Annotated in this window: 27 protein-coding genes; 13 read left to right on the forward strand and 14 right to left on the reverse strand. The window is 61.9% G+C overall.

Annotation, left to right across the window (positions count from 1 at the left end; translation table 11 throughout):
• Nucleotides 1–41 precede the first annotated feature (41 nt).
• Nucleotides 42–1,034: a D-2-hydroxyacid dehydrogenase gene (locus tag NK8_RS23410; RefSeq protein ID WP_213231437.1), complete on the forward strand. Its 993-nt coding sequence runs from the start codon at nucleotides 42–44 to the stop codon at nucleotides 1,032–1,034.
• Between the two features lie 79 nt (nucleotides 1,035–1,113).
• On the opposite strand, the gene NK8_RS23415 is transcribed toward NK8_RS23410, so the two are convergent.
• Entirely contained in the window at nucleotides 1,114–1,326 is a 213-nt protein-coding gene (locus NK8_RS23415; RefSeq protein WP_213231439.1) for a hypothetical protein, read from the reverse strand.
• Between the two features lie 38 nt (nucleotides 1,327–1,364).
• On the opposite strand from NK8_RS23415, the gene NK8_RS23420 reads away from it, so the two are divergent.
• Nucleotides 1,365–2,732: an ATP-binding protein gene (locus NK8_RS23420; protein ID WP_367657798.1), complete on the forward strand. Its 1,368-nt coding sequence runs from the start codon at nucleotides 1,365–1,367 to the stop codon at nucleotides 2,730–2,732.
• Nucleotides 2,733–2,890: 158 nt separating this feature from the next.
• Here the strand turns inward: NK8_RS23420 and NK8_RS23425 are convergent, their stop codons facing one another.
• Nucleotides 2,891–3,397, reverse strand: a complete 507-nt coding sequence (locus NK8_RS23425; RefSeq protein WP_213231441.1) for a DUF421 domain-containing protein — start codon at nucleotides 3,395–3,397, stop codon at nucleotides 2,891–2,893.
• A 104-nt stretch (nucleotides 3,398–3,501) separates the two neighbouring features.
• Nucleotides 3,502–4,092 carry a ParB-like protein gene (locus NK8_RS23430; protein ID WP_213231443.1) on the reverse strand — a complete coding sequence of 197 codons (591 nt, stop codon included), beginning with the start codon at nucleotides 4,090–4,092 and terminating at the stop codon, nucleotides 3,502–3,504.
• Between the two features lie 308 nt (nucleotides 4,093–4,400).
• Between NK8_RS23430 and NK8_RS23435 the strand changes: the two genes are divergently transcribed.
• On the forward strand, nucleotides 4,401–6,194 hold the full coding sequence (locus NK8_RS23435; protein WP_213231445.1) for a thiamine pyrophosphate-requiring protein: 1,794 nt from the start codon (nucleotides 4,401–4,403) through the stop codon (nucleotides 6,192–6,194).
• 148 nt (nucleotides 6,195–6,342) lie between these two features.
• Nucleotides 6,343–7,209, forward strand: coding sequence for a glucose 1-dehydrogenase (locus tag NK8_RS23440; protein ID WP_213231447.1), 867 nt, complete (start codon nucleotides 6,343–6,345; stop codon nucleotides 7,207–7,209).
• A 130-nt stretch (nucleotides 7,210–7,339) separates the two neighbouring features.
• Here NK8_RS23440 and NK8_RS23445 read toward each other — a convergent pair whose 3' ends face one another.
• The 8 genes from NK8_RS23445 to NK8_RS23480 all read right to left on the reverse strand — a co-directional run bounded on the left by NK8_RS23445 (nucleotide 7,340) and on the right by NK8_RS23480 (nucleotide 15,177).
• A complete protein-coding gene (locus NK8_RS23445; protein WP_213231449.1) occupies nucleotides 7,340–7,852 on the reverse strand; it encodes a flavin reductase family protein in 513 nt (170 codons plus the stop codon).
• Between the two features lie 144 nt (nucleotides 7,853–7,996).
• The gene (locus tag NK8_RS23450; RefSeq protein ID WP_213231451.1) at nucleotides 7,997–8,341 is read right to left on the reverse strand and encodes a response regulator; all 345 of its coding nucleotides are present in this window, start codon (nucleotides 8,339–8,341) and stop codon (nucleotides 7,997–7,999) included.
• Nucleotides 8,342–8,836: 495 nt separating this feature from the next.
• On the reverse strand, nucleotides 8,837–9,694 hold the full coding sequence (locus tag NK8_RS23455; protein WP_213231453.1) for an NAD(P)-dependent oxidoreductase: 858 nt from the start codon (nucleotides 9,692–9,694) through the stop codon (nucleotides 8,837–8,839).
• Between the two features lie 37 nt (nucleotides 9,695–9,731).
• Nucleotides 9,732–10,058, reverse strand: a complete 327-nt coding sequence (locus tag NK8_RS23460) for an EthD family reductase (RefSeq protein ID WP_213231454.1) — start codon at nucleotides 10,056–10,058, stop codon at nucleotides 9,732–9,734.
• 31 nt (nucleotides 10,059–10,089) lie between these two features.
• The gene (locus NK8_RS23465; protein WP_213231455.1) at nucleotides 10,090–10,557 is read right to left on the reverse strand and encodes a (2Fe-2S)-binding protein; all 468 of its coding nucleotides are present in this window, start codon (nucleotides 10,555–10,557) and stop codon (nucleotides 10,090–10,092) included.
• Entirely contained in the window at nucleotides 10,554–11,414 is an 861-nt protein-coding gene (locus tag NK8_RS23470; protein ID WP_213231456.1) for a xanthine dehydrogenase family protein subunit M, read from the reverse strand. The genes NK8_RS23465 and NK8_RS23470 overlap by 4 nt, the downstream gene beginning before the upstream one ends.
• On the reverse strand, nucleotides 11,411–13,843 hold the full coding sequence (locus NK8_RS23475; RefSeq protein WP_225936402.1) for a xanthine dehydrogenase family protein molybdopterin-binding subunit: 2,433 nt from the start codon (nucleotides 13,841–13,843) through the stop codon (nucleotides 11,411–11,413). The genes NK8_RS23470 and NK8_RS23475 overlap by 4 nt, the downstream gene beginning before the upstream one ends.
• Nucleotides 13,840–15,177, reverse strand: a complete 1,338-nt coding sequence (locus tag NK8_RS23480) for an MFS transporter (protein ID WP_213231457.1) — start codon at nucleotides 15,175–15,177, stop codon at nucleotides 13,840–13,842. Before NK8_RS23480 ends, NK8_RS23475 begins: the two co-directional genes overlap by 4 nt.
• 364 nt (nucleotides 15,178–15,541) lie before the next feature.
• Between NK8_RS23480 and NK8_RS23485 the strand changes: the two genes are divergently transcribed.
• The 6 genes from NK8_RS23485 to NK8_RS23510 all read left to right on the forward strand — a co-directional run bounded on the left by NK8_RS23485 (nucleotide 15,542) and on the right by NK8_RS23510 (nucleotide 20,506).
• Nucleotides 15,542–16,306: an enoyl-CoA hydratase/isomerase family protein gene (locus NK8_RS23485; RefSeq protein ID WP_213231458.1), complete on the forward strand. Its 765-nt coding sequence runs from the start codon at nucleotides 15,542–15,544 to the stop codon at nucleotides 16,304–16,306.
• A gap of 39 nt (nucleotides 16,307–16,345) precedes the next feature.
• Nucleotides 16,346–17,257, forward strand: a complete 912-nt coding sequence (locus NK8_RS23490; protein WP_213231460.1) for an SMP-30/gluconolactonase/LRE family protein — start codon at nucleotides 16,346–16,348, stop codon at nucleotides 17,255–17,257.
• A 127-nt stretch (nucleotides 17,258–17,384) separates the two neighbouring features.
• Nucleotides 17,385–18,164, forward strand: coding sequence for a TetR/AcrR family transcriptional regulator (locus NK8_RS23495; RefSeq protein ID WP_213231462.1), 780 nt, complete (start codon nucleotides 17,385–17,387; stop codon nucleotides 18,162–18,164).
• 121 nt (nucleotides 18,165–18,285) lie between these two features.
• Nucleotides 18,286–18,843, forward strand: a complete 558-nt coding sequence (locus NK8_RS23500) for a TetR/AcrR family transcriptional regulator (protein WP_213231464.1) — start codon at nucleotides 18,286–18,288, stop codon at nucleotides 18,841–18,843.
• Nucleotides 18,844–18,980: 137 nt separating this feature from the next.
• Entirely contained in the window at nucleotides 18,981–19,862 is an 882-nt protein-coding gene (locus NK8_RS23505; protein ID WP_213231466.1) for an NAD(P)H-binding protein, read from the forward strand.
• A 23-nt stretch (nucleotides 19,863–19,885) separates the two neighbouring features.
• Nucleotides 19,886–20,506: a glutathione S-transferase family protein gene (locus NK8_RS23510; protein ID WP_213231468.1), complete on the forward strand. Its 621-nt coding sequence runs from the start codon at nucleotides 19,886–19,888 to the stop codon at nucleotides 20,504–20,506.
• A 23-nt stretch (nucleotides 20,507–20,529) separates the two neighbouring features.
• On the opposite strand, the gene NK8_RS23515 is transcribed toward NK8_RS23510, so the two are convergent.
• From NK8_RS23515 to NK8_RS23525, 3 genes are read right to left on the reverse strand one after another with little or no spacing between them, the layout of a single operon-like run.
• Nucleotides 20,530–21,117: a flavin reductase family protein gene (locus NK8_RS23515; RefSeq protein WP_213231470.1), complete on the reverse strand. Its 588-nt coding sequence runs from the start codon at nucleotides 21,115–21,117 to the stop codon at nucleotides 20,530–20,532.
• A gap of 1 nt (nucleotide 21,118) precedes the next feature.
• Complete coding sequence (locus NK8_RS23520) at nucleotides 21,119–21,823, reverse strand: GntR family transcriptional regulator (RefSeq protein ID WP_213231472.1); 705 nt, start codon at nucleotides 21,821–21,823, stop codon at nucleotides 21,119–21,121.
• Nucleotides 21,820–22,737, reverse strand: coding sequence for a polysaccharide deacetylase family protein (locus NK8_RS23525; RefSeq protein ID WP_213231474.1), 918 nt, complete (start codon nucleotides 22,735–22,737; stop codon nucleotides 21,820–21,822). Before NK8_RS23525 ends, NK8_RS23520 begins: the two co-directional genes overlap by 4 nt.
• A 272-nt stretch (nucleotides 22,738–23,009) precedes the next feature.
• On the opposite strand from NK8_RS23525, the gene NK8_RS23530 reads away from it, so the two are divergent.
• From NK8_RS23530 to NK8_RS23540, 3 genes are read left to right on the forward strand one after another with little or no spacing between them, the layout of a single operon-like run.
• Entirely contained in the window at nucleotides 23,010–24,065 is a 1,056-nt protein-coding gene (locus NK8_RS23530; RefSeq protein ID WP_162068485.1) for an ABC transporter ATP-binding protein, read from the forward strand.
• Between the two features lie 37 nt (nucleotides 24,066–24,102).
• A complete protein-coding gene (locus tag NK8_RS23535; RefSeq protein WP_213231476.1) occupies nucleotides 24,103–25,392 on the forward strand; it encodes a PotD/PotF family extracellular solute-binding protein in 1,290 nt (429 codons plus the stop codon).
• Nucleotides 25,393–25,408: 16 nt separating this feature from the next.
• Nucleotides 25,409–26,323, forward strand: coding sequence for an ABC transporter permease (locus NK8_RS23540; RefSeq protein WP_213231478.1), 915 nt, complete (start codon nucleotides 25,409–25,411; stop codon nucleotides 26,321–26,323).

A 26,323-nucleotide genomic window follows, 5' to 3' on the forward strand; every position in this document is an offset into this window, starting at 1 on the left:
AAGCGCATCATCATCACCGCAGCTTAATGAACCGATAGAACATGACTTCATCATCGTCTACTCTCCAAGTCGTTTTCCTCGACAGATCGACCATCCCGCCCAATACGCGGCTGAAGGAGTTGCCGTTCAGTCACGAACTTCAAGTGTTCGAATCCACCAAGTCCGAAGAGGTCCTCGATCGGGTTCGCGATGCCGATATCGTCATCACCAATAAAGTGAAGCTCTCCGGCGACGTGATCGCTCAGGCGAAAAGCCTGAAACTGATCGCGATCGCCGCAACGGGCACCGATAACGTCGATACAAGCGCATGCAATGAAATGGGCATAGCAGTTTGCAACGTCCGCAACTACGCGGTGCGTACGGTTCCCGAGCACACCTTCGCACTGATCTTCGCGCTTCGACGAAGCCTGACGGCTTATCGTTCGGCGGTGCAAGCCGGTCGGTGGCAGGAGGCTGGACAGTTCTGCTTCTTCGACTTTCCAATCAAGGACCTGGCGGGCTCGACGCTCGGCGTCATCGGTGACGGCGCATTGGGCAAAGCGACCGCCGATATTGGAAGGGCATTGGGGCTTAACGTGCTGGTCTCGGCCTTCAAGGGGCGCAACGACATGGGAATGCTCTACACCCCGTTCGGGCGCGTGCTCGAAGAGTCGGACATCATCACGCTACATTGTCCACTTAATGATCAGACGAAAGACCTCATCGGAGATGCCGAGTTCGCGAGGATGAAGCGGCGCCCTCTTCTCATCAACACGGCGCGCGGTGGACTTGTGAACGAAGCCGCACTGGTTCGTGCCTTGAAGGGTGGTTCGATAGCCGGCGCAGGATTCGATGTCGTCACTCAGGAGCCGCTTCCGAGAGCGAACCCGTTGAATGAAATCCTGGAGCATCCGGCATTCATTCTCACGCCTCACGTCGCGTGGGCCAGTGAGGAGGCGATTCAGGCGCTCGCGGATCAGTTGATGGACAACGTTATTGCATACGTCGCGGGACAGCCGCGAAACATCGTTAGCCACCACGCGACAGTGAAGTGACTGCCTGGCAGGAGCGTTTTCTGAAAATCAGCGCCTGCGCCCGCCTCCGACTTTGATGCCCGGTCAGATCCGTTTCAGATCATCCGGCTTCCATGACTCGTCGAAGAACGCCTGCATCGGACGGTAGAGCCGCAGGATCACGAAATAGCCCTGTCGGCTGGAATAGCTTGCCATTCTGGATTCCCATGGCCGCCATCATGCCGCGCCAGTCCATATCGGCTGGATCGGCGGTTTCGTCATCGATGAAGCGCGCGAGCATGTCGAAACCAGCGCTACGTGAAAGAACGAGCATCTGACGCGGCCTTTGACGGATACTGTCAGAAGGGACTCATGCTCGAATCCCTCATTGCCCTACTTGCGGAACTGACAAAAATCGAAACGAGGCCAAGCAACATGACGAAGGACAACCCGATGCGGCCTGACCCGTCGGTCCACGATGGAGCTTCTCACGAGGGCCCCGTTGGACCGACCATGTCTTCGAAAGCGTCTTTCGAGTCGCGAGAGATGATCTTGCGCGATGTCGGCGCGGTTGCTCAGATCTCGGCCGTACCGTCGATGCTGGACATGATTTGTAGCGAGTCCGGGATGGGTTTCGCCGCGGTAGCGCGAGTAAGTGATCTGTCGTGGACTGCATGTGCAGTCAAGGACAACGTCAATTTTGGCCTTCAGCCCGGCGGCCAGCTCGATCTGCACAGCACGCTCTGTCACGAGTCCCGCTGTGCCCGCGGGCCGATTGTGGTCGACGACTTTAGAATCGATCCGACCTATAGAAACCATCACACACCGGCCATTTACAATCTGCGCAGCTACATTTCTGTTCCCATCGTGCTCTCCAGTGGGGAGTATTTCGGGAACCTGTGCGCGATCGACGGACGACCAATGAAGGTCTCCGAGCCGCGTGTCGTCCGAATGTTCGAGGTATTCGCAAAGCTGATCGCCATGCAGCTGGATGGTGAAAAGCGACAGTCAACCACTGAAAACCTGTTGATGAATGAGCGTGAAACGGCAAAGCTTCGGGAGGAATTTATCGCTGTGCTCGGTCATGACCTCCGTTCTCCGCTGGCAGCGATCAGCGCGAGCGCTGAATATCTTCATGTTCGTCCGGCGACACCTGAAGTGCTTGCGGTCAGCAAGATGCTGAAGTCGAGCGTGACCCGCATGTCGCGACTCATCGACGACATCATGGATTTCGCGCGCGGCCGGCTGGGGAACGGAATTCCAGCACATATCGAATGCGTCGAAAATCTGTCCGCTCACCTTCAGGCGGTCGTCCAGGAGATTGCGCAAGCGAACGAGGGGCGTTTGATCGAAGTCACGATGAGGATCGATCGACATGTCCGCTGCGACCCGGCGCGTCTGCAGCAGCTCCTCGCCAATCTCCTCGTCAACGCGGTAACCCACGGGTCAAGCGTGGAACCTATCACTGTATCAGTCGGCACCGACGACTTGCATTTGGTCATCCAAGTCGCAAACCGAGGCGATGTTATCCCTCTGGAAGCGCTGTCAAAGGTATTTCAGCCGTATTGGCGACCGGCCAGCAAAGCGACAAACCAGGGACTCGGTCTTGGACTGTATATATGCCAGCAGGTCGTGAGAGCGCACGGCGGAACGATTCACGCGTATTCTTCCGAGGCGGAAGGAACGCGCTTCATCGCACGCATTCCTTTGACGACCATGCCACCGGGGCAACAACGTTGAGGGCTCAGTCGGGTCCATGCGCGGGGCCTCGAGCATGGAATGCGCCCTTACCAATAGCGCGCGTTTTCGCAGGGAAGAGACTTGATTTGTCGAGACGCTGAACGGTCGCGCCATACGAAAGCGCCTTCACGGCATCCGGACGAACTGATACTTTTAGCTCACCGTTTGCGCGCGGCGTTCTTCTTGCGAATCAGACTCACCTGTCCATTACGTTCGAGTATCGCCGATTGCACCTCGTCGAGGTCGAACGAATGAAGCTCCTGCCGCGCGGTCTCGAACACATCGGTCTTGGTGATAAGGGCGGCGGACATCTGCTCTTCGTTAAACCGACCGCTTGTGAAGACTTCTCTTTCAACACCGACAACCAGTGATTCCAGCCGGGACGAGCGAACGCAAGCCCACGCGAGCGTTCGATGCAGGAGCACCATCACAAGCGATGCGACCAGCGTGGGAACCGCCGGAGAAGCGCCGACAATCACGCGGCTCATTGTTGCGCCCAGAAGAATGGTGACCACGTAATCAAAAGGCGAACGCTGTCCGAAGGATCGTCGGCCCGAGATACGAATGAAGACGAGAGCCGCCAGACAGACGACCACTGTTCGAGCCGACATCTGCAGGGCGTCGAGGTCTCTTCCTTCGCCAAAAATCGCTATCAGGACGTTCATCTGTTCCTCCCGTCGACGAGATGACGGTCAGCTCAAACGTAGCGACCGCCGCAGACCTACCGGCGCCTTGTCGCGAGGCACACCTTCATCTGACCGACAGACCGTCAGTCCGGTCCCAGGTACCCCGGCAGTCCAAGCGCGGCTTCGCTCCTGGCAAGCTTCAACGCCTTCTTGACGAGCGCGTCGAACTCGTCATCGTTTTTGGGCAGCGGCAAATGATGTCTAAAGAAATCAGCCCAGCGAAACTCCTCGAGCGGGACGGAGGTTTTCAGATAGCCGCCGGCATCGCGCACGAATGCGGCAAGGCTTCGGAATTCGTCGTCTTCCAGGTCCCACACCTGTTCTCGCATTTCAACGAATGCGACGCGTCGGCCATGAGAATCGTACGGATATGTCCAGCGGTTGTTTTCCATCGCCAACCAGAATTCAGTCCTGGACAACGACGACAGGTCCCTGACCAGGACAAAGGGAACGGTTTTTATCTTCGCGCGCCACAATGCGGTCGCGACATGATGATGGTCAATGGCGAACGGAGCGCCGTGCGGACCGAGCACGACCGGGACGGGCTTTTCCGCAATCGCCATCTGGAGATCGTGCCCCGTCAAAGACTGATAGCGCTTCGTCTTGTCGCGGATTTCCCGCATGCCGTGGGTGAACTGAGTCGGGCGTAACCGATCTATCCTCAACGTCTTCATCGCAATCCCCAATTCTCCGACACCGTCGGCAAGCCGCCCTGCCCACTCCATTTACAGCCCAACGATGTGAAGCACATGCCATACCCATTGAGGACGCGTACGACTCGGGCGTCCATTGCGGCGCGCTGCGGGGTTGAAGAAGTTTGATAACTGTGTGCGATGCTCGAGGCTGTCGCAAGAATGCAAGCGGTCGCCGCGAATCGGTAACCGCTAATTAATCCGCCCGTGCGGCATGAGCATTGCGACCCCTGCGCCTAAATCCAAATCTTCGCGTTGCTTTCCCCCATCAATCCTCCGGAGCTTCGATCATGACAGCGACTGTCGGCGATTTCCTCATTGACCGCCTGCACGCGTGGGGCGTCAGACGCATTTTCGGCTACCCCGGCGACGGCATCAACGGCGTGTTTGGGGCGCTTAACCGCGCGAAGGGAAAGATCGAATTCATACAGGCGCGGCATGAGGAGATGGCGGCCTTCATGGCGTCCGCCCATGCCAAGTTTACGGGCGAGCTGGGTGTGTGCATTGCAACATCGGGGCCGGGCGCGAGTCACCTCATCACTGGTCTGTACGACGCACGACTCGATCACATGCCGGTGCTCGCCATCGCGGGCCAGCAGGCGCGCGCCGCACTGGGCGGTCACTACCAGCAGGAGATCGATCTCCCGGCGATGTTCAAGGATGTGGCCGGCGCGTTCGTGCAACAGGCGAGCGTGCCGCAGCAGATCCGTCATCTGGTCGATCGCGCAGTGCGCATCGCGTTGTCGGAAAAGCGCGTGACTGCGCTCGTGCTGCCGAACGATCTGCAAGATCTCGAATACGAGCCTCCAGGCAGAAAGCACGGCACCTTGCATTCAGGAGTCGGCTACGAGGCACCGAAGATCGTGCCCTACGCCGACGATCTCCAAAGGGCCGCCGACGTGCTCAATGCCGGGAAAAAAGTCGCGATGCTGGTCGGCGCGGGTGCCCTGCACGCCACGGACGAAGTGATCGCAGTCGCAGAAAAGCTCGGCGCAGGCGTGGCAAAGGCCCTGCTCGGCAAGGCCGCTCTGCCGGATGACCTGCCATTCGTCACCGGTTCCATTGGTCTGCTCGGTACCGAGCCCAGCTACAAGCTGATGAACGAATGCGACACGCTGCTCATGATCGGTTCGGGCTTTCCCTACGCCGAATTCCTGCCGAAAGAAGGTGCTGCGCGCGGCGTGCAGATCGACATCAAGGCTGACATGCTTTCCATCCGCTATCCGATGGAAGTGAACCTCGTGGGCGACAGCGCCGAGACGTTGCGCGAACTGTTGCCGCTGCTTCAGCAGAAGAGCGGGGATGCATGGCGCAAGCGCATCGAAGGCTGGACGGGCGACTGGTGGAAGACGCTGGAAAAACGGGCGTTGGAGCCGGCAGAAGACGGCGTGAATCCGCAACGCACCGTATGGGAACTGTCGCCGCGCGTGCCGGCCAACGCCATCGTCACGAGCGATTCCGGCTCGTGCGCGAACTGGTATGCGCGCGATCTGAAGGTCAAGCGCGGCATGATGTGTTCACTCTCCGGCGGGCTCGCATCGATGGGAGCAGCCGTGCCTTATGCGATCGCGGCAAAATTCGCGCATCCCTCGCGGCCGGTCGTCGCGCTGGTCGGTGACGGCGCCATGCAGATGAACAACATGGCCGAACTCATCACCGTCGCCAAATACTGGAAACAATGGTCCGATCCGCGCTGGATCTGCATGGTCCTCAACAATCAGGATCTGAACCAGGTCACCTGGGAGCAGCGCGTGATGGAAGGCGATCCGAAGTTCGAGGCGTCGCAGGATATTCCTTCCGTGCCGTATCACGAGTTCGCGGAGATGATCGGTCTGAAAGGCTTTTATGTCGACGATGCCGAACGCATGGCAGCGGTCTGGGATCAGGCGTTCGCATCGGACCGGCCGGTCGTGATCGAGGTGAAGGCCGACCCGAACGTGCCGCCGCTTCCCCCGCACATCACGCTGCAACAGGCCAAAGCGTTCGCGACCACGCTCATGAAGGGCGATCCGCAACAAGGCAACGTGATCGTGGATACCGCCAGACAGGTGCTCGGCGCCGTGCTTCCCGGACACAAGGACTAGTCACGTACCGCCCATGCGAAGCGCATCGAGCCGGGCATGCAACACAGGGAAACCGCCTGGGGCGGGAACAGGTGATCGACCTGCGTTGCCAGGAACGCTCAATGCTTGGTGGCGATCAGGGCGCAACCCCGCAACAAGGAGCAAAACCATGACCGCCTCTGAATATCCCCGCTCGCCCATGCCGCCCCAACAGCAGGAGCGTCGCCCCGGACTCACCGCGCCGATGGACCCGCCGCCCGATCACGGCGAATCGAGCTATAAGGGCAGCAACCGGCTCGCGGGCAAGGTTGCGCTGATCACCGGTGCGGACAGCGGCATTGGCCGGGCGGTCGCGATCGCATTCGCGCGCGAGGGGGCGGACGTCGCCATCGCGTACCTCGACGAGCACGACGACGCCCGCGACACCGCGCGCTGGGTCGAGCAGGCCGGGAGGCGTGCGCTGCTGCTGCCCGGCGACATTACCGATCGCGAGCATTGCAAAGCGCTCGTCGCAAAGACTGCCGAGGTTTTCGGGCGTATCGACGTGCTGGTGAACAACGCCGCCTATCAGGCCACCTACGACAAGCTCGAAGACATCAGCGACGACGAATGGGACAAGACCTATTCGACCAACATCGGCGCCATGTTCCGTATTACCAAGGCGGCGCTCGCGCATATGCAATCGGGCGGCACCATCATCAACACGACGTCCGTCAACGCCGATGCGCCGAATCCCGGTCTGATCGCGTATGCGAGCACGAAGGGCGCGATTCAGAACTTCACGGGCGGACTGGCGCAACTGCTGGCCGAGCGCGGTATCCGTGCGAATTGCGTGGCGCCGGGGCCGATATGGACGCCGCTCATTCCATCGACGATGCCGCCTTCGAGCGTCGAGAACTTCGGCAAGCAAACGCCGATGAAACGTCCCGGCCAGCCGGCCGAACTGGCCGCCGCGTACGTGATGCTGGCAACTGACGAGGCGAGCTACATCTCGGGCGCAACCATCGCTGTGACGGGCGGCAAGCCGATTATCTGAGGCACGTCGGTTTTGGCTCGTTCACTGATCCCTCAGCGTGGGGCAATCATGTCATCCCGATCTGTCGTGTGTCTCTCTAAGGGCGATGGATCCTTTCGTCGGTCAGACTTTGTGGCCACAAATGCGGTCCTTAAGCGGGTTGGTCAAACTCCTTCGCAAAGCGATCGGCGCTTTTATCCAGATTCCCCGTGGCTGCATAGAGCAATGGCTGACCGTCCGGAATCAGTACCGCTCCATCCACCACCCGGCCCACCACAAGCCGATGATCCCCGGCTGCGACATCAGTGAGCAACTGGCAGTCGAAATAGGCCAGTGCGTCGCGCAATAGCGGCGCACCCGTCCGGCCAGCTCGCCAGGGCGTTGACGAGAGCTTGTCGACGGTACGGCCTGACTGCGTTCCGAAATGCTCGGCCAGTGTCTGCTGTTCCGCTCCCAACACACTGATCCCAAAGACTCCCCCGCTTGAAAGGATCGGATACGACGCGTGCCCCGGATTGATGCTGACCGCGACAAGCAGCGGGTTGAAGGACACGTGAACGATCGAACTTGCGGTGAATGCATTTCGGCGGTCTCCGTGGGAAACGCCGATCACATAGACGCCACTCGTCAGATACCGGAAAAGCTCTACCATGCGCTCAGCCATGCTTTCTCCCGTGCCGTCGCCATGCCCTGCTTCAACGAGCGATCTTGGTATTCGCACCAACACACGAGCGCTGCGCAGCCGCCTTGGTATGCGACGGATCAACGCATCGAGCCTTTTCTCCGGGCGACGTTCGATCCGATTAACTCAGCACGCTTTAAGTGCCGCCTTGAAGCCATCTTCCGTGAGCGGCTTAAGAAATGCGCCATCGAAATGCTCCGACTGCTCCTGCACATGCCGCTCATCGCCTGTTACCGCCACGACGCAAGCAAGCTTGCTCGCCCCCGCCGCCCGCATGCGTCTGCAAAGATCGCGACCATCCACGTCCGGCAAACCGATGTCGAGAAAGATCGTGTCGTAGCGATTCGCTCGTGTCAGCAGCATCGCCTGATGTCCATCATGGGCAACATCCGCAACATGCCCGAGAGAGACGGCTAGGGCTCTGAACGCCTCGCACAGGCGCGTATCATTTTCTACAAAAAGGACGCGCATAATTCACTCACCGAAGCGGTACTCACCAGGCGTCAGGTCGACGCTGAAAGGCTCGTGGGGTGGAACAGGCAAACGCACACACCCTTTATGCAAGACGCGGACCAATCGACGAAGTGGCCAGCTGGCGCAGTCGACACCTCCAGTCCGGAAGTTCCGGAACCGATTTGGGCAATGGTCCTACCGGTATTTCGCGACCGCAGGGGTCCAACGGATGAAGTCAGCCACGGTGCGCCATCTCATCAAGGAACCGGGTCCGCGACCGACTGCCGAAATCTCAGCGATTTGAAAAGGCGGCTCGGGCAGTCCCGTTGAGACTACATGGATCCGGCGCGCTGAAGTGACGACCGACGATACCAATCCGGCAGTGCAACGCGAATCAGTCCCAGAAGCGAACTTCATCTTGATTGGTGGAAGCTCGACCGCAACGACCCCGAACGTGGGCCTCCGCAGATGACGCAGAACCGACACCCGCCCTTCCCTGCACAAACGAAAGAATTATCGCGACCTACCCGACTCGATCGTGTATTTCGCCATTGCCGACCAGTCTCTTTCGCCCATCCCTGCCGCGACCGTTTCGCTCATGCGCCCGTGCACCGCGGTGAGCATCGGCAATGTGCGGCCCGCGTCCGCGGCCGCTTCGGACGCGAGCCGCAAATCCTTCAACCCGAGGGTCGCCTTGAAACCCGGTTCGTAGTTCGCATTGGCGATATTCGCCGAGTACACCTGGTACGACCGGCTGCCGAACAGCGTATTCAGAATCACATCGAAGAAGCGCTCGCGCGGCAAACCGTTCGCTTCGGTGAGCACGACGGCCTCGGCCATCGCTTCGATCGCCATCGTGATCATCATGTTGCAGGCAAGCTTCGCGGCGTTCGCGGTCGGCGCTTCGTCGCCCATGTCCCAGATGCGTCCGCCGATCACATCGAGCAACGGCCGCACCTTTGCGATTGCATCCGGCGCTCCGCCCGCCAGCACATTGAGTTCGCCTTTCGCCGCGACATCGGGTCGTCCGAGCACGGGAGCGGACACGTAGCCCACGCCCGCCGCCGCATGGACCGCGACCAATTCGCGTGCGAACGCGACCGAGATCGTCGAGGTGACCACATGCACGAGACCCGCCTTCGCTTGCGCGAGTACGCCGGGTGCGATCAGCGTCGAGCGGATCGCGTCGTCGTCCGCGAGCATCGTGAAGACCGCGTCGCCCTGAAATGCCTCGACGGGCGATGCGACCATCGTCACGCCATCCACCGATCCGCCCGAGCGGTTCCACGCTTTTACGTCATGTCCCGTGTGCGCGAGACTGCGTGCCATCGCGCGTCCCATCGCGCCCAGTCCGATGATGCCGATTTTCATGGTTCTTCTCCTTGCGGTTTGCCATAGCCTTAATTGATCAGCCATCCGAATCGAACGGCATCACGCGCGAACGATGCGCTGCCAGATCAGTAAAATTCGGCAGATCGGCCATTACTTCGGCTGCTTCGGGCGAAGCGAACGCCGCATCGACAGACGCCATGTCGCAAAATCGGCATTCGCAGATGGCGAGCGTTCCCGCCTGCGCCACCGCCGGAAAAAACGCCGCGACGCTTTGCAGACCGTATCGCGACCAATGACGCATCACGAGCGGCAGATGATGATCGACGTAATACGCGCGATCGAAGCGAACGCCGGGTTCGCCTTCGTAAGTCACGTAGATCGTGACGCCGGTTTGCTGAGACATCTTTTCCTCCTCTGCCCGATTGAGCGCGACATCAGCCGATTGCGCCGTGCGCCGCGCGATGAATCGCCTCGACGATGCTCTCGTAACCCGTGCAGCGACAAAGATTGCCGCTGATGGCGCGCCGAATCTCATCGCGACTCGGCGAAGGATTGTTCTTCAGCAAATCCGCCGCCGCGACGATCATCCCGCTCGTGCAAAAGCCGCATTGAAACCCGTTCTCGACGATGAACGCCTCCCGCAACGCTTCAATGCCTTCGATGCCTTCGATGGTCCGAACGTCATTGCCACTTATCGACGCCGCCAGCACGAGGCAGGACTTGCGCACCTCGCCATCGATCAACACCGTGCACGCGCCGCAATCGCCGGTCAGGCAGCCGATGCGCGTGCCCTTCACGTCCAGCGCATCGCGAATCAGTTCGACGAGCAACTGGCGCGGATCCGCCTCTGCGAAACGCGGCTCGCCGTTGAGCGTGAGTCGCACCTCGATGGTTCGTTTCATGACTTCGTTCCTGTAAGCACGCTGCGCAGGTGTCGCTTCACCACACCCGGCACGATCGCGCGACGGTAATTTCCATCCGCGAGTTCATCGCTCCAGCCAACGCCCACGAGATCCAGCGCGCTGATCGCAGCCTGTTCGATGAAGGCATCGGGCGCATGCAGCGTGGCTTCTTCGATCACGAATCGCCGGTACGCAGGCCGCCGCCCCGCCGCGCCGACCGCAAGCCGCACGCTCATCTGTTCGGCCCGATGCAGCGAACACGCGACCGTCACGATCGGCCACGAACTCGCGCTCGCCTTGTACTTCTGATATTCGCAGGCGACGAGCGTCGCATCGCGCGGCACGCGAATGCCGGTGAGGATTTCGTCGGCGCGCCGTGCGGTGCTAAAGGCGTCCACGAAAAAATCGCATGCCGCGACGTGGCGCACGCCACGCGACGAACTCAGTTCGAAAATCACCTCCATCGCCGCGAGACAGCCCGGTGCATCCGACGACGGATTCGCGAAGCTCGCGGCCCCGCCGAGCGTGCCCTGATTCAGAATCGACGCACCACCCGTGACCTGCATGGTCATCGCGGCGAGCAGCGGCGCGTGAGTCGCGACGAGCGGCGAGGCAAGCAGGCGCGCATACGTCGTCATTGCGCCGATATGCAGATGCGTGTCGTCCAGCGCTATCTCGTTCAGGCCGAGCGCCGCGAGACCGATCAGATGCACCGGCTGCGCGAGATTCGCCGACATCGAGGGCACCAGCATCGTGCCGCCGCCGAGCACGGATGCATCGTCACGAAAGCGGGCCAGCAGGCCGCAGGCGTCGTCGAGTGTCGCTGGCTGATGAAACTCGAAGTGATGACCGATCACGTGCATCGCTCCTTCAGAGAAGCGATGACACGCGCCGGTGTCGCAGGTACGTGTTCGAGGCGCGCGTCGTCGCCGAGCGCATTCGCCACGGCGTTGCTGACGGCCGCGAGCGCCCCGCCGAGCCCCGATTCCCCCGCCCCTTTCATGCCGAGCGGATGGAACGGATTGAGCGTGACGCGATGCCCGACGCGTATCGGCGGCAGATCGTTCGCACGCGGCAACAGATAGCTCTTGAAGCGGTCGGTGATCATGCGATGCTGGTCGTCATATCTGATGAGTTCCCACAACGCGACGCCGATCCCCATGACGATCGCGCCGCGCAGTTGCGCTTCGACGAGCGCGGGGTTGATCATCGCGCCGCAGTCATGGACGACGGCATAGTCGAGCAGCTTGCTGTTGCCGGTGAGCATGTCGAGTTCGAGCGCCACGGCATGCACGGAGTAGGAAAACGTCGGATACGTGGCGATGCGGCCCTGCGCGTCCGGCTCCACACGCACGTTCTTCGGCGCGAAGCTGCGCGTCACTTCCAGCGGCAGTGTCACGCCCGCTGCCACTGTGAATGGCCGCAGATGCACACCGAGCGCGAGTTCGGCCACTGCGATCTTCGCGCCGTCCGGCACGCGCCACGCGTGGCCGTCACGGAGCACGATATCGCCGGGCGTGCCGCCGAGCATGTTGGCGGCGCATTGCCTGAGCCTGTCGCGTAACTCCTGCGCGGCCAGATACGCAGCGGTCCCGCCGTACATCAGCGCGCGGCTGCTGGCATTGCCGGTGCCGAGCGGCGTCACGTCGGTGTCGCCTTCGATCACGCGCACCTGATCCACGCGCAATCCCAGTTCGCCCGCGACCATCTGCGCGATGCCGGTATCGCTGCCGCTGCCGGGCGATGTCACGCCCGTGAGCACCTGCACATCGCCCGAGGGCATCACGCGCACGGTCGATGTCTCGTAGCCGTTGGGAAAGTTGCCGGGTCGCGCGCCGCCTTCCGGCGTCAGTTCGAACGCAATCCCGATGCCGATGCGCCGCTCCGTGTCACGCGCGGCCCGCGAGCGCGCCTGCCATTGCGGGTAATCGAACAGGGTCAGCAATTGATCGAGGCCGCCCGGATAGTCGCCGCTATCCACGTTGAGCCCCGATGGCAGCAGACGCGGCAAGGCGTCGCGCGCAACCAGATTGCGCCGCCGCAGCTCGACCGGATCGATACCGGTCTGACGAGCGAGCAGATCGACGGCGCGCTCCAGCACGAGGTTGCCGATCTCCTTGCCGTAACCGCGAATGGCCTGCCACGGCGGCTGGTTGGTGATGGCGAGCGAGCATTCGATATCGCAATGCTCGATGGTATAGACGGTCGGAAACACGGCCGGCGTAACGAGCGCCATCGCCCAGCTGTGACCCGCGCCGATGATGCCTACATTGACCAGCATCCGGTCACGCCAGCCGATCAGCCTGCCGTGCTCGTCCGCCGCGATCTCGAAGCTGTGATGTTGCGAGCGCGCGCCCGCGAGCAACGTTTCGCGCCGCTCCTCGACCCACGCGACCGGGCGCTTCGTGATGCGGCTGAACAGCGCCACCAGCACTTCCTCAGGATGCCCTGCCATCTTGAGCCCAAACGTTCCGCCGATGCGCGGCGCGATCACCCGCACCTGCGACTCCTTCACGCGCAGCGCCGCCGCGAGCAGCCAGCGGCTCGTATGAGGATTCTGGAACGTGCCGGTCAGCGTGTAACGCTCGCCACGTGCGTCCCATTCGGCGATGTAGCACAGTGTTTCCATCGGCGCGCTCGTCGATGCGCCGATCGTCAGTTCGCCCCGCGCGACGTGCGCCGCGCTCGCGAAGGCGGCATCGGCATCGCCCGAACGGATGCGGTCGCGCACGAGCAGGTTCGTGTCCCAGCCGGGCTGGACGATCGGTGCGCCTTCGCGCAAGGCGTCGCGCGCGTTCGCGGTCGGCGCATGCACTTCGTATTCGACGCGAATCTTCTCGAGCGCCGCTTGCGCATCATGGACCGATGTCGCCACGAGCGCCGCGACCGGCTGCCCGAAGTACGTCGCGTGGCCCAATGCGAGACAGCGGCTCTGCAGCGGACCGCGCGCACCTTTGGCGGGCAGATCCATAGCGGGCGGCATGGCATCGGAGAGACGCGCGGCGTCTTCGCCCGTCAGCCCGGCCACGACGCCGGGCATGGCGAGCGCATCGGTCAGATCGACCGAAACGACGCTCGCGCAGGCGTGAGCGCTGCGCAGGATCGCGAGGTGAAGCGCGCCTTGCGGAATGAGATCGGCGCTGTAGTCCACCCGCCCCGACACGAATCGCGCGCCGTCCAGCCGGGCGACGCTCGCGCCCAGCAGGCTTCCCGGCGATGCATCCTTGAAGGTCTGTTCCATGTGTGCCGACTGCGATTGCGTCTGGTTCGTCGCTTCGTTCGTCATCCGTTTGTCCGTGCTTCGGCGCGCATGCACAGCATGGCGCAGGCGCCGAGTGCGAGCAGCGTGGTCATCAGATAGAGGCCGCTGTTCAGCGTGCCGCTCAGCGTCTTGAGCCAGCCCATCGCGAACGGACTGGCGAAGCCGCCCAGCAGACCCAGGCTGTTGACGAACGCGATGGCAGCCGCGGCGGCCGGCGAGCCCGCGAAGTAATCCGACGCGAGCGACCACAGCAGCGGAATGGTGACGAACACGGTGATCGATGCGATCGTCAGCAGCACGATGGTCGCAGTCAGATCATGCGCCAGAAGCGGCAGCAGCGAAAGCGCGATAGCGCCCGCAAATGCGGCCAGCGCCCCGTGCCAGCGGCGTTCGAGCAGCCGGTCCGAGTGACGGCAGATCAACACCATGCCGATGGCCGCGATGCCGTAAGGAATCGCCGACAGCCAGCCGATACGCTCCACGCTCGTCGCGCCCGCGACCTTCAGCACCGTCGGCAGCCAGAAACTCAGCGCATATGTGCCGCAGATGAACGTGAAGTACGCAAAACTCATGAGGTAGACCTTCGGGTCGGCGATCACCTTGCGCAACTGGCCGTCATGTCGCGCGCCAACGTCGCGGGCTTCTTCGCGCAATGCATGGCGCAAGGTGTCGCGTTCCGGCTCGGTGAGCCATCGGGCGCGTTCGATGTCGTCAGACAGCGTGAACCACGTCACGATGCCCAGCAGCACCGCCGGCACCGCTTCGACGATATACAGCCACTGCCAGCCCGCGAGACCCGCGATGCCCGCGAGATGCGACATCGCCCATCCAGAAACGGGACCGCCGATCATTCCCGCGATCGGGAAGCCCGTCATGAAGAGGCCGAGAATCTGCCCGCGCCGGCTGGACGGGAACCACTGGCTCAGGAAATAGACGACGCCCGGAAAGAAGCCCGCCTCGAACACACCGAGCAGAAAGCGCAGCACATAGAACGCGCCGGGACTGGATACCGTCGCCATGGCGCAGCCGGTGAGCCCCCACAGCACCATGATGCGCGTGATGGTCTTGCGTGCGCCGATACGCTGCAACAGCAGATTGCTCGGCACTTCGAACAGAAAGTAGCCGATGAAGAATATGCCCGCGCCCAGCCCGTACACGGCGTCGCTGAAACCGAGCGCCTCCTGCATCTGCAGCTTGGCGAACCCGACGTTGATGCGGTCGAGATACGCAACCACGTAACACACGATCAAAAACGGCACGAGCCGAACGGCGACCTTGAAATACAGCGCGCGCTGCGTGTCGCCGGGTGTTGTCACCGGAGCGGGCGCGTTGGCGTCGAGAGCGATTTTGCGCGACATGGCGGCCCCTCTCAGTGAAGGTTGCGAAAACGGCGCGTGGACGACTGAATGCGTTTCATGAAGCTGTCTCCTTGAGCCTGCCGGCGCGCGGCGGGGCCGGCGGCATGGGCTTTTGTCAGGGGCTGCGTGGATCCGGTCGAAGAACAGCGGATCCGCAGGAAACGAAAAACTGATCGATCGAACAGTCAGCACAGTAGCGGACGAGCGAACGGACGGTCAACCGGAAACGCGGGCGGAATTTCCCTTGTTGACTGATCGATCAGTCAGGACTAGTATCGGCGGCTGAAACCATTGCCGGCGACATGTCGCACCCCGAGCGACCGCCGCCGGCGCGAATCTTCAACGTTCAGCAGAGGAAAGAGCCGTGAGCCATTTCGACGAATACGCAGACAAGTTCGAGACCATCCGCATGACGCGCAGCGACGGCGTACTGGAGATGCACTTTCACACGCACGGCGAGCCGCTCGTGTGGAACCTCACGGCGCATCGCGAGTTCGAGCAGGCCTTTCTCGATGTCGGCCGCGACCGCGAAAACGACGTGGTCATCATGACCGGCACGGGCGATGCGTTCAGCGGTCCGGCCATCGCGCCCGGCATGCACCAGAACCGCAATTCCATGACGCCGACGATCTACGATCCGATCTACTGGGAAGCGAAGCATCTGCTCATCAACCTGCTGAATATCGAGGCGCCGGTGATCAGCGTCATCAATGGTCCGGCGGTGCGGCATGCGGAGATTCCGCTGCTCGGCGACATCGTGCTGGCGTCCGACACCGCGACCATTCAGGACACCGCACACTTTCAGGGCGGCATGGTGCCGGGCGACGGCATGCATCTGATCATGCCGTTGTTGATGGGCCGCGCGCGCGGCCACTATTTTCTGTTGACCGGACAGGAGATTTCCGCCGACGAAGCGCTGAACATGGGCCTTGTCAACGAAGTGCTGCCGCAGACGGACCTCATGCCGCGCGCGCGCGAACTCGCGAGGCTGATGCTCAAACAGCCGCGCCTCGTGCGACGCTACACGCGCACCTGCCTGAATCAGGAACTGAAGGCGCGCCTGCATGACGTGCTCGGTTACGGACTCGCGCTCGAAGGCATCGCTCGCATGAAGGAACCGGCTGTTTGAACCATCGAACTCATTTACATCGACAAACCAGGAGGCAGCATGACAGTCAGCAGCATCACGAGACCGATCGACATGGTAGGTTCGGTCATCGACGTGGTCGATTCCACGCCCGACGTGCTCGGCGAATCGATCATCTGGGACGAAAAAACGCAATTGCTGTGGTGGGTGGATGGCATCGGTCAGGCGATTCATCGCCTCGACATTTCGAGCGGCGCCAAGAAAAGCTGGCCGATGCAGGAAGAGATCGGCAGCATCGGCCTGCGCGCCAAAGGCGGCCTGATCGTGGGCATGCGTTCGGGTTTCTATTTTTTCTCGCCCGAGACCGGTGAACTGAGCGAAATCGCGCGTCCGGATGCCGAGCGCCCGAGGAACCGTTTCAACGACGGCAAGTGCGATCGTCACGGACGCTACTGGTCCGGCACGGTTGAAGCCGCCGCCTACACGCCGCGCGGGCGCCTGTTCCGTCTCGATCCCGATCTGCAGCCGAAGCTGATCATGGAAGGTATTACGTGTATCAACGGCATCAGTTTCAGCCCCGATAACCGGCTCATGTACATGACCGATTCGTTCAGCTGTCAGATCGACGTATTCGACTGCGACTCGGTCGACGGCGCTATCTATAACCGCCGCAAATTCGCGGAAGTACCGCTCGGACGAGGCATTTGCGATGGCTCGACCGTCGATGCCGACGGGTGCTTCTGGAGCGCCAACATGGACGGATGGTGCGTCACGCGCTACGACCCGCGCGGACGAATCGACATGGTTATCAACCTGCCCGTGCGGCGCGTGAGCAGCCTGTGCTTCGGCGGCCCGGATCTCGATACGCTTTTCATCACGACGGCGCGTCGGCGCATGAACGAAAAGGAACTCGCTCAGCAACCGCTCGCGGGCAGCGTGCTCGCAGTGCGACCCGGTGTGAAAGGACTGGCGGAGCCGGAATTCCTCGGCTGACGGCGCTCGTCCCTCCACGGACCGTGTCGCCCTGAGCTACGCGGTTCGAACCGGGCAAGACGCGCCGCATGGCGGTCGCGATATACTGACTGATCGATCGAATAGGACAATGCCGGAGCGTTTGAACATGAAAACATCGCGTGAGAAGAAGGTGTCCGGGAACCCGAGCAGCCATGCTCAAGAAACCGAGCGTGCACCTGGCTCGCGCCTCTCCGCGATTCTGAACGCAGCGGAGCGGGTGTTCGGCGAACATGGTTACGCAGGGGCGAGCATGCGCAACATCGCCGACGAAGCCGGCGTAGCGCAGGCGCTCGTCCATTATCACTACGCCAACAAAGACAAACTCTACGAGGCAGTGTTCGAGCGCCGTTCATCGGCGATCAACGATCACCGTGGGAAACTGCTCGACGCCCTTTTCGAGAGCGAGCGTACCGCAACGGTCGAAGACGTACTGACGATCGCCTTCACACCGTTGTCGGAGATTTTTCACGGTGAGGACGCCGCGAACCTCGCGCTTTACGTTCAACTCGTGGCGTCCGTCAGCCTGGGTAGTGACGAGCGGTCTCGACGTATCCGCGAGACATACTACGATCCCATCGCGGAGCGGATCATCGATGCTCTGCATACGGTCATTCCCGGCATCTCGCGGGAACACGCGACGTGGGCCTATCTTTTTTCTGTCGGTGCCCGGCAGCAAGCGCACGCGCTCAACGGCCGCGCCGAGCGTCTCGGCGCTTGCGCCCGTACTTCCCGATCTACTGCGCACTATGAGCAGCTCGTCAAATTTGCGGCAGCCGGTATCCGGGCGCTGATCGGCCCGACGCCGGTCGGGAAAACTGCGAAGTCAGCAGCGAAGGCCTCGGTGCCCAAACGCCCCCGTCGGGCAGCCAGCGTTCAGCCGGAGTGATCTTGCCGTCGTGCGGCGCCAATGCGTTCGCGGGACCTCCCCGGAAACTCGTTGCGTTTTCTTGACTTCTTTTTAGATGACATCTATCATCTAAAACATTCGATCACGCAGCAAGTCGACCATGAAACGATCCAAGCTCGAAACCGCGGAAACCCGCCGCCGCATCGTCGAAATCGCAGCCGGAGAATTCAGGACTAACGGCATCCACGCCACCGGCGTTGCAGACGTAATGGCTGCCGCCGGACTCTCGCATGGCGGGTTCTATCGGCATTTCGGATCGAAGGAGCATCTGGTCGCTGAAGCCTGTGAAGCGGCCATTGCGGACATCATCGGTGCGCTTGAGGCCGCAGGCAAGAAAGGGTTCAAGGCTCTCATCGATACCTACATGTCGGCGTCCCACCGAGATAGTCCCGCGAGCGGCTGCCCCCTTGCAAGCATGGGCAGCGAACTCGCGCGTGCGGACGAATCCACGCGCGCGGCCGCATCTCGCGGCTTCGACGAGTTCGTCGACATGCTGGCAAAGCGCATCCAAAGTTCGGAGGAAGAGACGAACCGCTCGAAGGCTGTGTTTGCGCTATCGGCCATGATCGGTGCGCTCACCATGTCCCGAATCATTGCAGACCCTGAGGCGTCCGCATCGCTGCTGGAAGACGTCAGGCAACAGGTCGCTGCGATCTAGGTCTCACCGGCCGTCCCAAGCTGCACAATCTTGCTTCGAAATGTGCATATACACACCAATGCATTAATAACGGCCACGGTGCAAAAGGTTCTCCACCCTCTCGCGGGTACATCCACTTATCGATTGGAGGCTTCGTCATGCAACAGCGCAAATTCCTGATCACCGGTGCCACTGGCAAAACCGGTGTTCATACGGTCAACAACCTTCTCGAGGCAGGGCATGCCGTCCGCGCGATGGTTCGCACGGAAGACGGGCGTAGTGCAGCGCTTCGTGCCGCGGGCGCCGAAGTCATCGTGGGCGATCTGCTCGAGCATGACGACCTGATTCGCGCCGCCTCGGGCGTGTCGGGCGCATACCTTTGCTACCCGGTGCGTCCCGGATTCATTCAGGGAACGGCGTATTTTGCGGATGCCGCGCGGCGCGCCGGTCTGGAAGTCGTCGTGGAGATGTCGCAGATTTCCGCCCGTGAGGATTCGAAGAGCAACGCCGCGCGCGATCACTGGATCGCGGAGCGCGTTCTCGACTGGTCGGGCGTGCCGACCGTGCATATCCGCCCGACGTTCTTCTCTGAATGGCTGGTTTTCCCGTGGGTCCTGGATACGATCGTAAAGGAAGGGAAGATTGCTCTCCCCTATGGCACCGGACGTCACGCTCCGATCGCAGCAGAGGACCAGGCTCGCTTCATCGCCGCGGTACTGACGGAGCCGTCCGGCCACATCGGCAAGACTTACGAACTCTGCGGACCGGTGGAACTCGACTACCACGAAATCGCGGACAAGATCAGTCAGGTCATCGACAAGAAAATCACGTATAGCCCGGACACGCTCGACGGATATCGCGAGCATTTGCGGAAATACGATCTTCCGGAGTTCACGATCCAGCATTTCATCGAAGTAGCCATCGACTACCGGAACGGCGTGTTCGAAGGAGTCGATGACATCATCGAGCGGATCACGGGAAAGGCGCCACGGACGGTCGAGGAATTTGTTCGCGCGAACCGGCGAGCCTTCGGCGCATGACAACGGGCGCACGGGATACTGAAATGACGAAAATCCTGGAGCTTCATGGCGCTCCGACGGGCAACTGTATCCGCGCAGCGATCGCTCTGGAAGAAGCGGAACTGCCCTACACGGTTCGATTCGTCAATCTCGCGAATCACGAGCAGAAGCAGTCCGCGCATCTGGCGCTGAACCCGGCGGCAAAAGTACCTGTATTGGTCGAGAAGGAAGCGGACGAAGCACCGTTCGTCATTACCCAGTCGAACGCAATCGTCTTCTATGCGGCGGAAAAGCGGCCGGGTCGCCTGCTGCCGGAGGACGATCGAGCTCGCGCCGTCGCGTATGAGCGCTTTTTCTTCTTCGTGACAGACGTCATCGCTCCGAGTCATGCCGCTTTTTTTCTCGGACGAGCAGGCGCTTCAGAGGCGCGAGCGCTTCTTACCGAACGCATGCTTGCTAACCTCGCGACTGCAGAGCAGTATCCCGACGCGAATGGATACATGGCCGGCAAGTCGTTCTCTATCGCGGACATTGCGGCGTTCACGATCACGTCGTCGGTCAGGGAACATCTGCCCTGGAATCAGCTGCCCAATCTGCGTCGCTGGTATGAACGGATCGAGGCGAGGCCGGCGGTCGCGCGGGGCTATCGGGCATTCAAGGTCTGATAGCGGCGCATGACCATGCACCGTCACATCTGAAAGCGGTCTCGCGTCGTCACGTAGTCGCTCGCGCCGAAGCGACCTACCGGAAAGTAGTGCTCCAGGCGAACGCGCCACGTATCGATATCGATGAGTTCGTCACGCGCATGCAGCATCAGCACGCGGCCGATGAAGATGTGGCGGCTCGCCGTTTCGAGCGTCTCCCACAAAGCGCACTCGAACGCGACGGGCGCCTCGGCAATGCGCGGAGGCTTCACGCGCGTCGAGGCAAGCGCGCTCAAACCCACTTGTTCGAGCTCGGAGACATCCGCGGCGAAGCGTTCGCCGCAGCGATGCATCTGCTGCGAGATGGCTTCATCGGCGAGATGCACGACGAACTCCTTTTCACGCGGGATATTCACCGCAGTGTCTTTCAACGTGCCGTCCGCCAGCCGGTTGATGCTGATCATGACGATGGGCGGCTCTTCGCCCAGCATGTTGAACATCGAGAACGGCGCGGCGTTCACGGTGCCGTCCACGCCGAGCGTGGTTACGAGAGCAATGGGCCGCGGCACGATCAGACTCGCCATCAGCTTGTATCGCTGGTACTCGGTAATCGCTTCGAAATCGATTTCCATGTCACTCCATTGCGGTTCGTTGCGCGGGTTCGATGCCGAGCAGATGCGCGAGCCCGTTTTCGCCCGGCATGCGCGATGTCTCGATGCGCGTCTCCAGGCTGTGCAGATGCGCCATCATGTGCGCGATCGCGCCCGCAGCATCGCGCGCTTCGAGGCAATCGAGGATGACAGTGTGCTCGTCGTGCTCGCACGGCGCGTTGCCGACCGGCTCGTAAGCGCCGACGATCAGCGAGCAGCGAGAGATCAGTTCGCTGAGATAGTGTTCGAGGATTGCATTACCCGCGAGCGCCGCGATACGCAGATGAAACGCGCTCGCAAGCCGCGCCCACGATGGCTGATCGAAGCGATGCATCGCCTGGTGTTCCTCATCGAGCTGTCCACGCAACGCGGCGATATCCGCGGTGCTCGCGCGCTCCGACGCGAGTTCGACGAGCGCGCGCTCGACAGCACGCCGCGCCTCGAAGATCGCGCGCGTCTCCGCGCGGGTCGGCTGCGCGATCACCGCGCCCTTGTTCGGACGCAGGACGACGATGCCGTCGTACGCGAGCTTTTCGAGCGCGCGCCGCACGACCGCGCGACCCACACCGAAAACCGCGCATAACTCGGGCTCGGGCAGCTTCGTGCCGGGCGTGAGCCTGCGATTCAGCACGCCTTCGAAGATCGACCGATAGATGCGCGCGTCCGCGCTCTCCTTTCCGCTGTTCATGCGGCCTGCACCGGCACGGGCACGGCTTCGTCGGCATGACGCGCGATCGCGCCGGGCGTCGTCAGCCAGATGTCCTCGCGCGCCGCCGCGATATGCGCGAGCGCACGCCGCAAATGCCGCAACCGATACGGTTGCCCGACGATATACGGATGCAGCGCAATGCCCATCACGAGCGCCTGCGGCGTGCGCGCGCGCAGCGTCTGTTCGAGCATCTCGTCGAACTGATCGATGATCATGTCCGCGAAGTCGCGCATGTCCATCTGACGCGCCATGATCATCGGCAGGTCGTTCAGTTCCTGCGGATAGGGAATCGACCAGAGCGGGCCGCCGCGCGTGTTCATGCGCACGGGCCGGTCGTCGTGACACCAGTTGAGCGTGTAACGGAAACCCGTCTCGGCGAGCAGGTCCGGCGTGCGATGCGATTCGGAGATCCACGGCGAGAGCCATCCCGAAGGCGCTGCGCCGGAACGTTCGAGCATGCGCGCGCGGCAGTGCGCGAGCAGCGCGCGTTCGCCGTCTTCATCGAGGTCGCTCTGACGCTGCGCGTTCGTGTGACCGTGCGCGATGAGTTCGTCGCCACGCGCGGCGCATGCTTCGACGAGCTCGGGACAGTGATCGTAGAGCGAGGTATTGATGAGCGTTCCCGCGGGCAGGTCGAGTGCATCGAACAGTTCGATGCAGCGCCACGCGCCCACGCGATTGCCGTACTCGCGCCAGCTGTAGTTGAGCACGTCGGGATGCGGCGACAGCGGCCCGAGCGCCGCGCCCAGTCCTTCGCCGAACGCGAAGTGTTCGAGGTTGAAACCGAGATAGACCGCGAGGCCCGCGCCGTTCGGCCAGCGATAACCATCGCTTTCGTGGATCGGGCGATAGTCGAAGCGTCCATGCGTCTTCAACGGATCGAAATCGTTCATTGTCGAATGTGATGAACCGGTTTGGTTAGGCCATGCCCCATGGCGGACGTGATCCGCACCTCGATTGCACACGTCAGGCGCTTGCAAATGCTGACGATCGGGGTCCGCGATCGTGTGCAATATGCGCGCCAATTCGTCGGCACCTGCTGTCAGCGCGACGTGCAGCGCTCCTCATCGCGCGGCTCGAATGCGCGGCCGGGTACGAATGGCATATGTCTTGCAATGGCTTGCCCGCTGTATTCAATCAGCCTCCTCAACAGGGACAAGCCTTCATGGTTCAACCGGCATCCACGGTGGTTCGAGCGAGCCCGGCCGATATCGAGCTCGTGCATGTGTCGAAGCGCTATGGCGATGCGCTCGCCGTCGACGCCATCGACCTGCGCATTCCCGGCGGAGCGTATTGCTGTCTGCTCGGTCCCTCCGGCTGCGGCAAGACGTCGACGCTGCGCATGATCGCGGGCCACGAGTGGGTGTCCGAAGGCGATGTGCTGATCGGCGGGCGCAATGTCACGCGCGAGCAGCCGGTCGCGCGCGGCACGGCCATGGTGTTCCAGAGCTACGCGCTCTTCCCGCATCTCTCGGCGCTCGACAATGTCGCGTTCAGCCTCAAGGTGCGCGGCGTCGCGAAGGAAGCGCGCAGGAAGCGCGCGGGCGAACTGCTCGAACTCGTCGCGATGTCGTCCTACGCGAACCGCAAGCCTGCGCAGCTTTCGGGCGGACAGCAGCAGCGCGTCGCGCTTGCGCGCGCCCTGCTCAACGAGCCGCGCTGCCTGCTGCTCGACGAGCCGCTCTCCGCGCTCGATCCGTTCCTGCGCGTGCAGATGCGCGCCGAACTCAAGCGCTGGCAGAAGGAACTCGGCATCACCTTCGTGCACGTCACGCATTCGCAGGAGGAAGCGATGGCGCTCGCGGATCTCGTCGTGGTGATGAGTCACGGTCATATCGAGCAGAGCGGCACGCCTTTCGACGTATTCAATCGGCCGCACACGGAATTCGTCGCGCGCTTTCTGGGCGGCCATAACGTGCTCGGTTCGAACGGGCGGCTTTTCACGGTGCGGGCGGATCATCTGCGCATTGCGCCGCAGGGCGTCGCGCCCGGCACGAGCGCCGGCGACAGCGGTCTTCTGCGCATCGGCGGACTCGCTTGCACAGTGCGCGAGGCCGAGTATCAGGGCACGCATCTGCGCATGACGCTCGATCCGCTCGACGGCTCTCCCGAACTCGTCTCGATGATCAGCGACGCCGACTACGACGCGCAACGCGCCGGCCCCGGCGCGCGCGTGACGGTGTGGTGGGACGAACAGAACGCGCATCCGCTCGCCGCGTGAGATCAGGCATTCACAACTTCAAATTCGAGGAGAGTCCATGAACGACGAACAAGCCAGCGCACGCGATGCAGACACCACGAACGCAGGCATGTCACGCCGCACTTTCATCAAGGGCGCGGTGGCGGCGGCGGGCATCGCCGGGTTTCCCTACGTGCACGCGCAGGAGAAAATCACGCTGCGCTATCTCGGCACCGCGGTGAACCAGAGCGCGGAGATCGCGAAGAAGTTCAAGGAAGATACGGGCATCGAGATTCAATACATTCCCGTCACGACCGACGATGTGACCAAACGCATCATCACGCAGCCGAATTCCTTCGATATCGTCGACACCGAATACTTCTCGCTCAAAAAGTTGATTCCCGCCGGCACGCTCGCGGGCATGGACGCGAAGCGCATCAAGCTCGCGGACAAGATCACGCCCGTATTGACCAAAGGAGAGGTGAACGGCAAGAAGATCGGCGATCAGGGCACGGCGCCCAAGAAGGTGATGTTCCTCAAGGGCGCGCGCTCGACCGAATTCAGCACGACGCCCACCGAATGGATGACGCTCATCCCCACGACCTACAACGCGGACACGCTCGGCATCCGCCCGGATCTGATCTCGCGGCCCGTGACGACATGGGCCGACCTGCTCAACCCGCAGTTCAAGGGGAAGGCGGCGCTGCTCAACATTCCGGCCATCGGCATCATGGATGCGGCCATGGCGATCGAGGCGACGGGTCAGGTCAAGTACGGCGACAAGGGCAACATGACGAAGGCGGAGATCGACCAGACCATCAAGGTGCTGATCGAAGCGAAGCGCGCCGGACAGTTCCGCGCGTTCTGGCGCGACTTCAACGAGAGCGTGAACCTGATGGCCTCGGGCGAAGTGGTGATCCAGTCGATGTGGTCGCCCGCCGTCACCAAGGTCCGCACGATGGGCATCGCGTGCAAGTTCCAGCCGCTCAAGGAAGGTTATCGCTCGTGGGCGTCGGGCTTCGGCTTTCCCCGCTCGCTGCAGGGCAGGAAGCTGGATGCTGCGTATGAATTCGTCAACTGGTTCCAGGACGGCTGGGCGGGCGCGTATCTGATGCGCCAGGGTTACTACCCCGGCGTGACCGAAACGGCCAAGTCGCACATGCAGGCTTACGAGTGGGACTACTGGATGGAAGGCAAGCCCGCCGCGCAGGACATCAAGGCGCCCGACGGCCAGTTGCTGGAGAAGGCGGGCACCGTGCGCGACGGCGGCTCGTACAACCAGCGCATGGGGGCGATCGCCTGCTGGAACGCGGTGATGGACGAGAACATCTACATGGTCCAGAAATGGAACGAGTTCATCGCCGCATAAGGGAGCGCCGCTCACGATGGCTTCGGTCGAATATCTCCAGCAGGCGAAGCAAACGCCGGTGCGTCACTGGCGCGTGAGCGCGTGGCTGCAAGCGACGCCGCTCACGCTGACCTTCCTGTTGTTCTTCATACTGCCGCTCGTGATCACGCTGATCGTGAGCTTCTGGGACTTCAACGAATATCAGATCATCCCGGCCTTCACCCTGAAGAACTATGCGGCGATATTCGACGACTGCGGTTCGTTCACGGACGTCTGCGTAACCTTCAAGACCTACTGGTCGACCCTCAGGTTCTGCGCGATCGTGTGGGTTGTGACGCTCGTGCTCGGCTTCACGATCGCGTACTTCCTCGCCTTTCATGTGCGAACGACCGCGATGCAGACCGTGCTGTTTCTCGTCTGCACGATTCCGTTCTGGACCTCGAACGTGATCCGCATGATCTCGTGGATTCCGCTTCTCGGGCGCAACGGACTGGTGAATCAGGCGCTCATGTCCGCGCATCTCGTCGATCGGCCGATCGAATGGCTGCTGTACTCGAACTTTTCGGTCGTGCTCGCGTTCGTGCATCTCTACACGTTCTTCATGATCGTGCCGATCTTCAACGCGATGATGCGTATCGACCGTGCTCTGCTCGAAGCGGCGCGCGACGCCGGCGCCAGCGGCTGGCAGGTCATCCGCGACGTGGTGCTGCCGCTATCGAAGACGGGCATCGTGATTGGCTCGATCTTCGTCGTCACCATCGTGATGGGCGACTTTCTCACCGTCGGCGTGATGGGCGGACAGCAAATTGCCTCGGTGGGCAAGATCATTCAGGTGCAGACCGGCTATCTGCAGTTTCCCGCCGCGGCGGCCAACGCGATCATCCTGCTCGCCGTCGTGCTGATGATCGTATGGGCGCTGACGCGCGTCGTCGATATCAGAAAGGAGTTGTGA

This window comes from Caballeronia sp. NK8, from assembly GCF_018408855.1.
Classification (GTDB): domain Bacteria; phylum Pseudomonadota; class Gammaproteobacteria; order Burkholderiales; family Burkholderiaceae; genus Caballeronia.

Coding starts and splice junctions, on each gene's coding strand:
- NK8_RS23410 (WP_213231437.1), top strand. CDS start 42: ATGACTTCATCATCGTCTACTCTCCAAGTCGTTTTCCTCGACAGATCG.
- NK8_RS23415 (WP_213231439.1), bottom strand. CDS start 1,326: ATGCTCGTTCTTTCACGTAGCGCTGGTTTCGACATGCTCGCGCGCTTC.
- NK8_RS23420 (WP_367657798.1), top strand. CDS start 1,365: ATGCTCGAATCCCTCATTGCCCTACTTGCGGAACTGACAAAAATCGAA.
- NK8_RS23425 (WP_213231441.1), bottom strand. CDS start 3,397: ATGAACGTCCTGATAGCGATTTTTGGCGAAGGAAGAGACCTCGACGCC.
- NK8_RS23430 (WP_213231443.1), bottom strand. CDS start 4,092: ATGAAGACGTTGAGGATAGATCGGTTACGCCCGACTCAGTTCACCCAC.
- NK8_RS23435 (WP_213231445.1), top strand. CDS start 4,401: ATGACAGCGACTGTCGGCGATTTCCTCATTGACCGCCTGCACGCGTGG.
- NK8_RS23440 (WP_213231447.1), top strand. CDS start 6,343: ATGACCGCCTCTGAATATCCCCGCTCGCCCATGCCGCCCCAACAGCAG.
- NK8_RS23445 (WP_213231449.1), bottom strand. CDS start 7,852: ATGGCTGAGCGCATGGTAGAGCTTTTCCGGTATCTGACGAGTGGCGTC.
- NK8_RS23450 (WP_213231451.1), bottom strand. CDS start 8,341: ATGCGCGTCCTTTTTGTAGAAAATGATACGCGCCTGTGCGAGGCGTTC.
- NK8_RS23455 (WP_213231453.1), bottom strand. CDS start 9,694: ATGAAAATCGGCATCATCGGACTGGGCGCGATGGGACGCGCGATGGCA.
- NK8_RS23460 (WP_213231454.1), bottom strand. CDS start 10,058: ATGTCTCAGCAAACCGGCGTCACGATCTACGTGACTTACGAAGGCGAA.
- NK8_RS23465 (WP_213231455.1), bottom strand. CDS start 10,557: ATGAAACGAACCATCGAGGTGCGACTCACGCTCAACGGCGAGCCGCGT.
- NK8_RS23475 (WP_225936402.1), bottom strand. CDS start 13,843: ATGACGAACGAAGCGACGAACCAGACGCAATCGCAGTCGGCACACATG.
- NK8_RS23480 (WP_213231457.1), bottom strand. CDS start 15,177: ATGTCGCGCAAAATCGCTCTCGACGCCAACGCGCCCGCTCCGGTGACA.
- NK8_RS23490 (WP_213231460.1), top strand. CDS start 16,346: ATGACAGTCAGCAGCATCACGAGACCGATCGACATGGTAGGTTCGGTC.
- NK8_RS23495 (WP_213231462.1), top strand. CDS start 17,385: ATGAAAACATCGCGTGAGAAGAAGGTGTCCGGGAACCCGAGCAGCCAT.
- NK8_RS23500 (WP_213231464.1), top strand. CDS start 18,286: ATGAAACGATCCAAGCTCGAAACCGCGGAAACCCGCCGCCGCATCGTC.
- NK8_RS23505 (WP_213231466.1), top strand. CDS start 18,981: ATGCAACAGCGCAAATTCCTGATCACCGGTGCCACTGGCAAAACCGGT.
- NK8_RS23510 (WP_213231468.1), top strand. CDS start 19,886: ATGACGAAAATCCTGGAGCTTCATGGCGCTCCGACGGGCAACTGTATC.
- NK8_RS23515 (WP_213231470.1), bottom strand. CDS start 21,117: ATGGAAATCGATTTCGAAGCGATTACCGAGTACCAGCGATACAAGCTG.
- NK8_RS23520 (WP_213231472.1), bottom strand. CDS start 21,823: ATGAACAGCGGAAAGGAGAGCGCGGACGCGCGCATCTATCGGTCGATC.
- NK8_RS23525 (WP_213231474.1), bottom strand. CDS start 22,737: ATGAACGATTTCGATCCGTTGAAGACGCATGGACGCTTCGACTATCGC.
- NK8_RS23530 (WP_162068485.1), top strand. CDS start 23,010: ATGGTTCAACCGGCATCCACGGTGGTTCGAGCGAGCCCGGCCGATATC.
- NK8_RS23535 (WP_213231476.1), top strand. CDS start 24,103: ATGAACGACGAACAAGCCAGCGCACGCGATGCAGACACCACGAACGCA.
- NK8_RS23540 (WP_213231478.1), top strand. CDS start 25,409: ATGGCTTCGGTCGAATATCTCCAGCAGGCGAAGCAAACGCCGGTGCGT.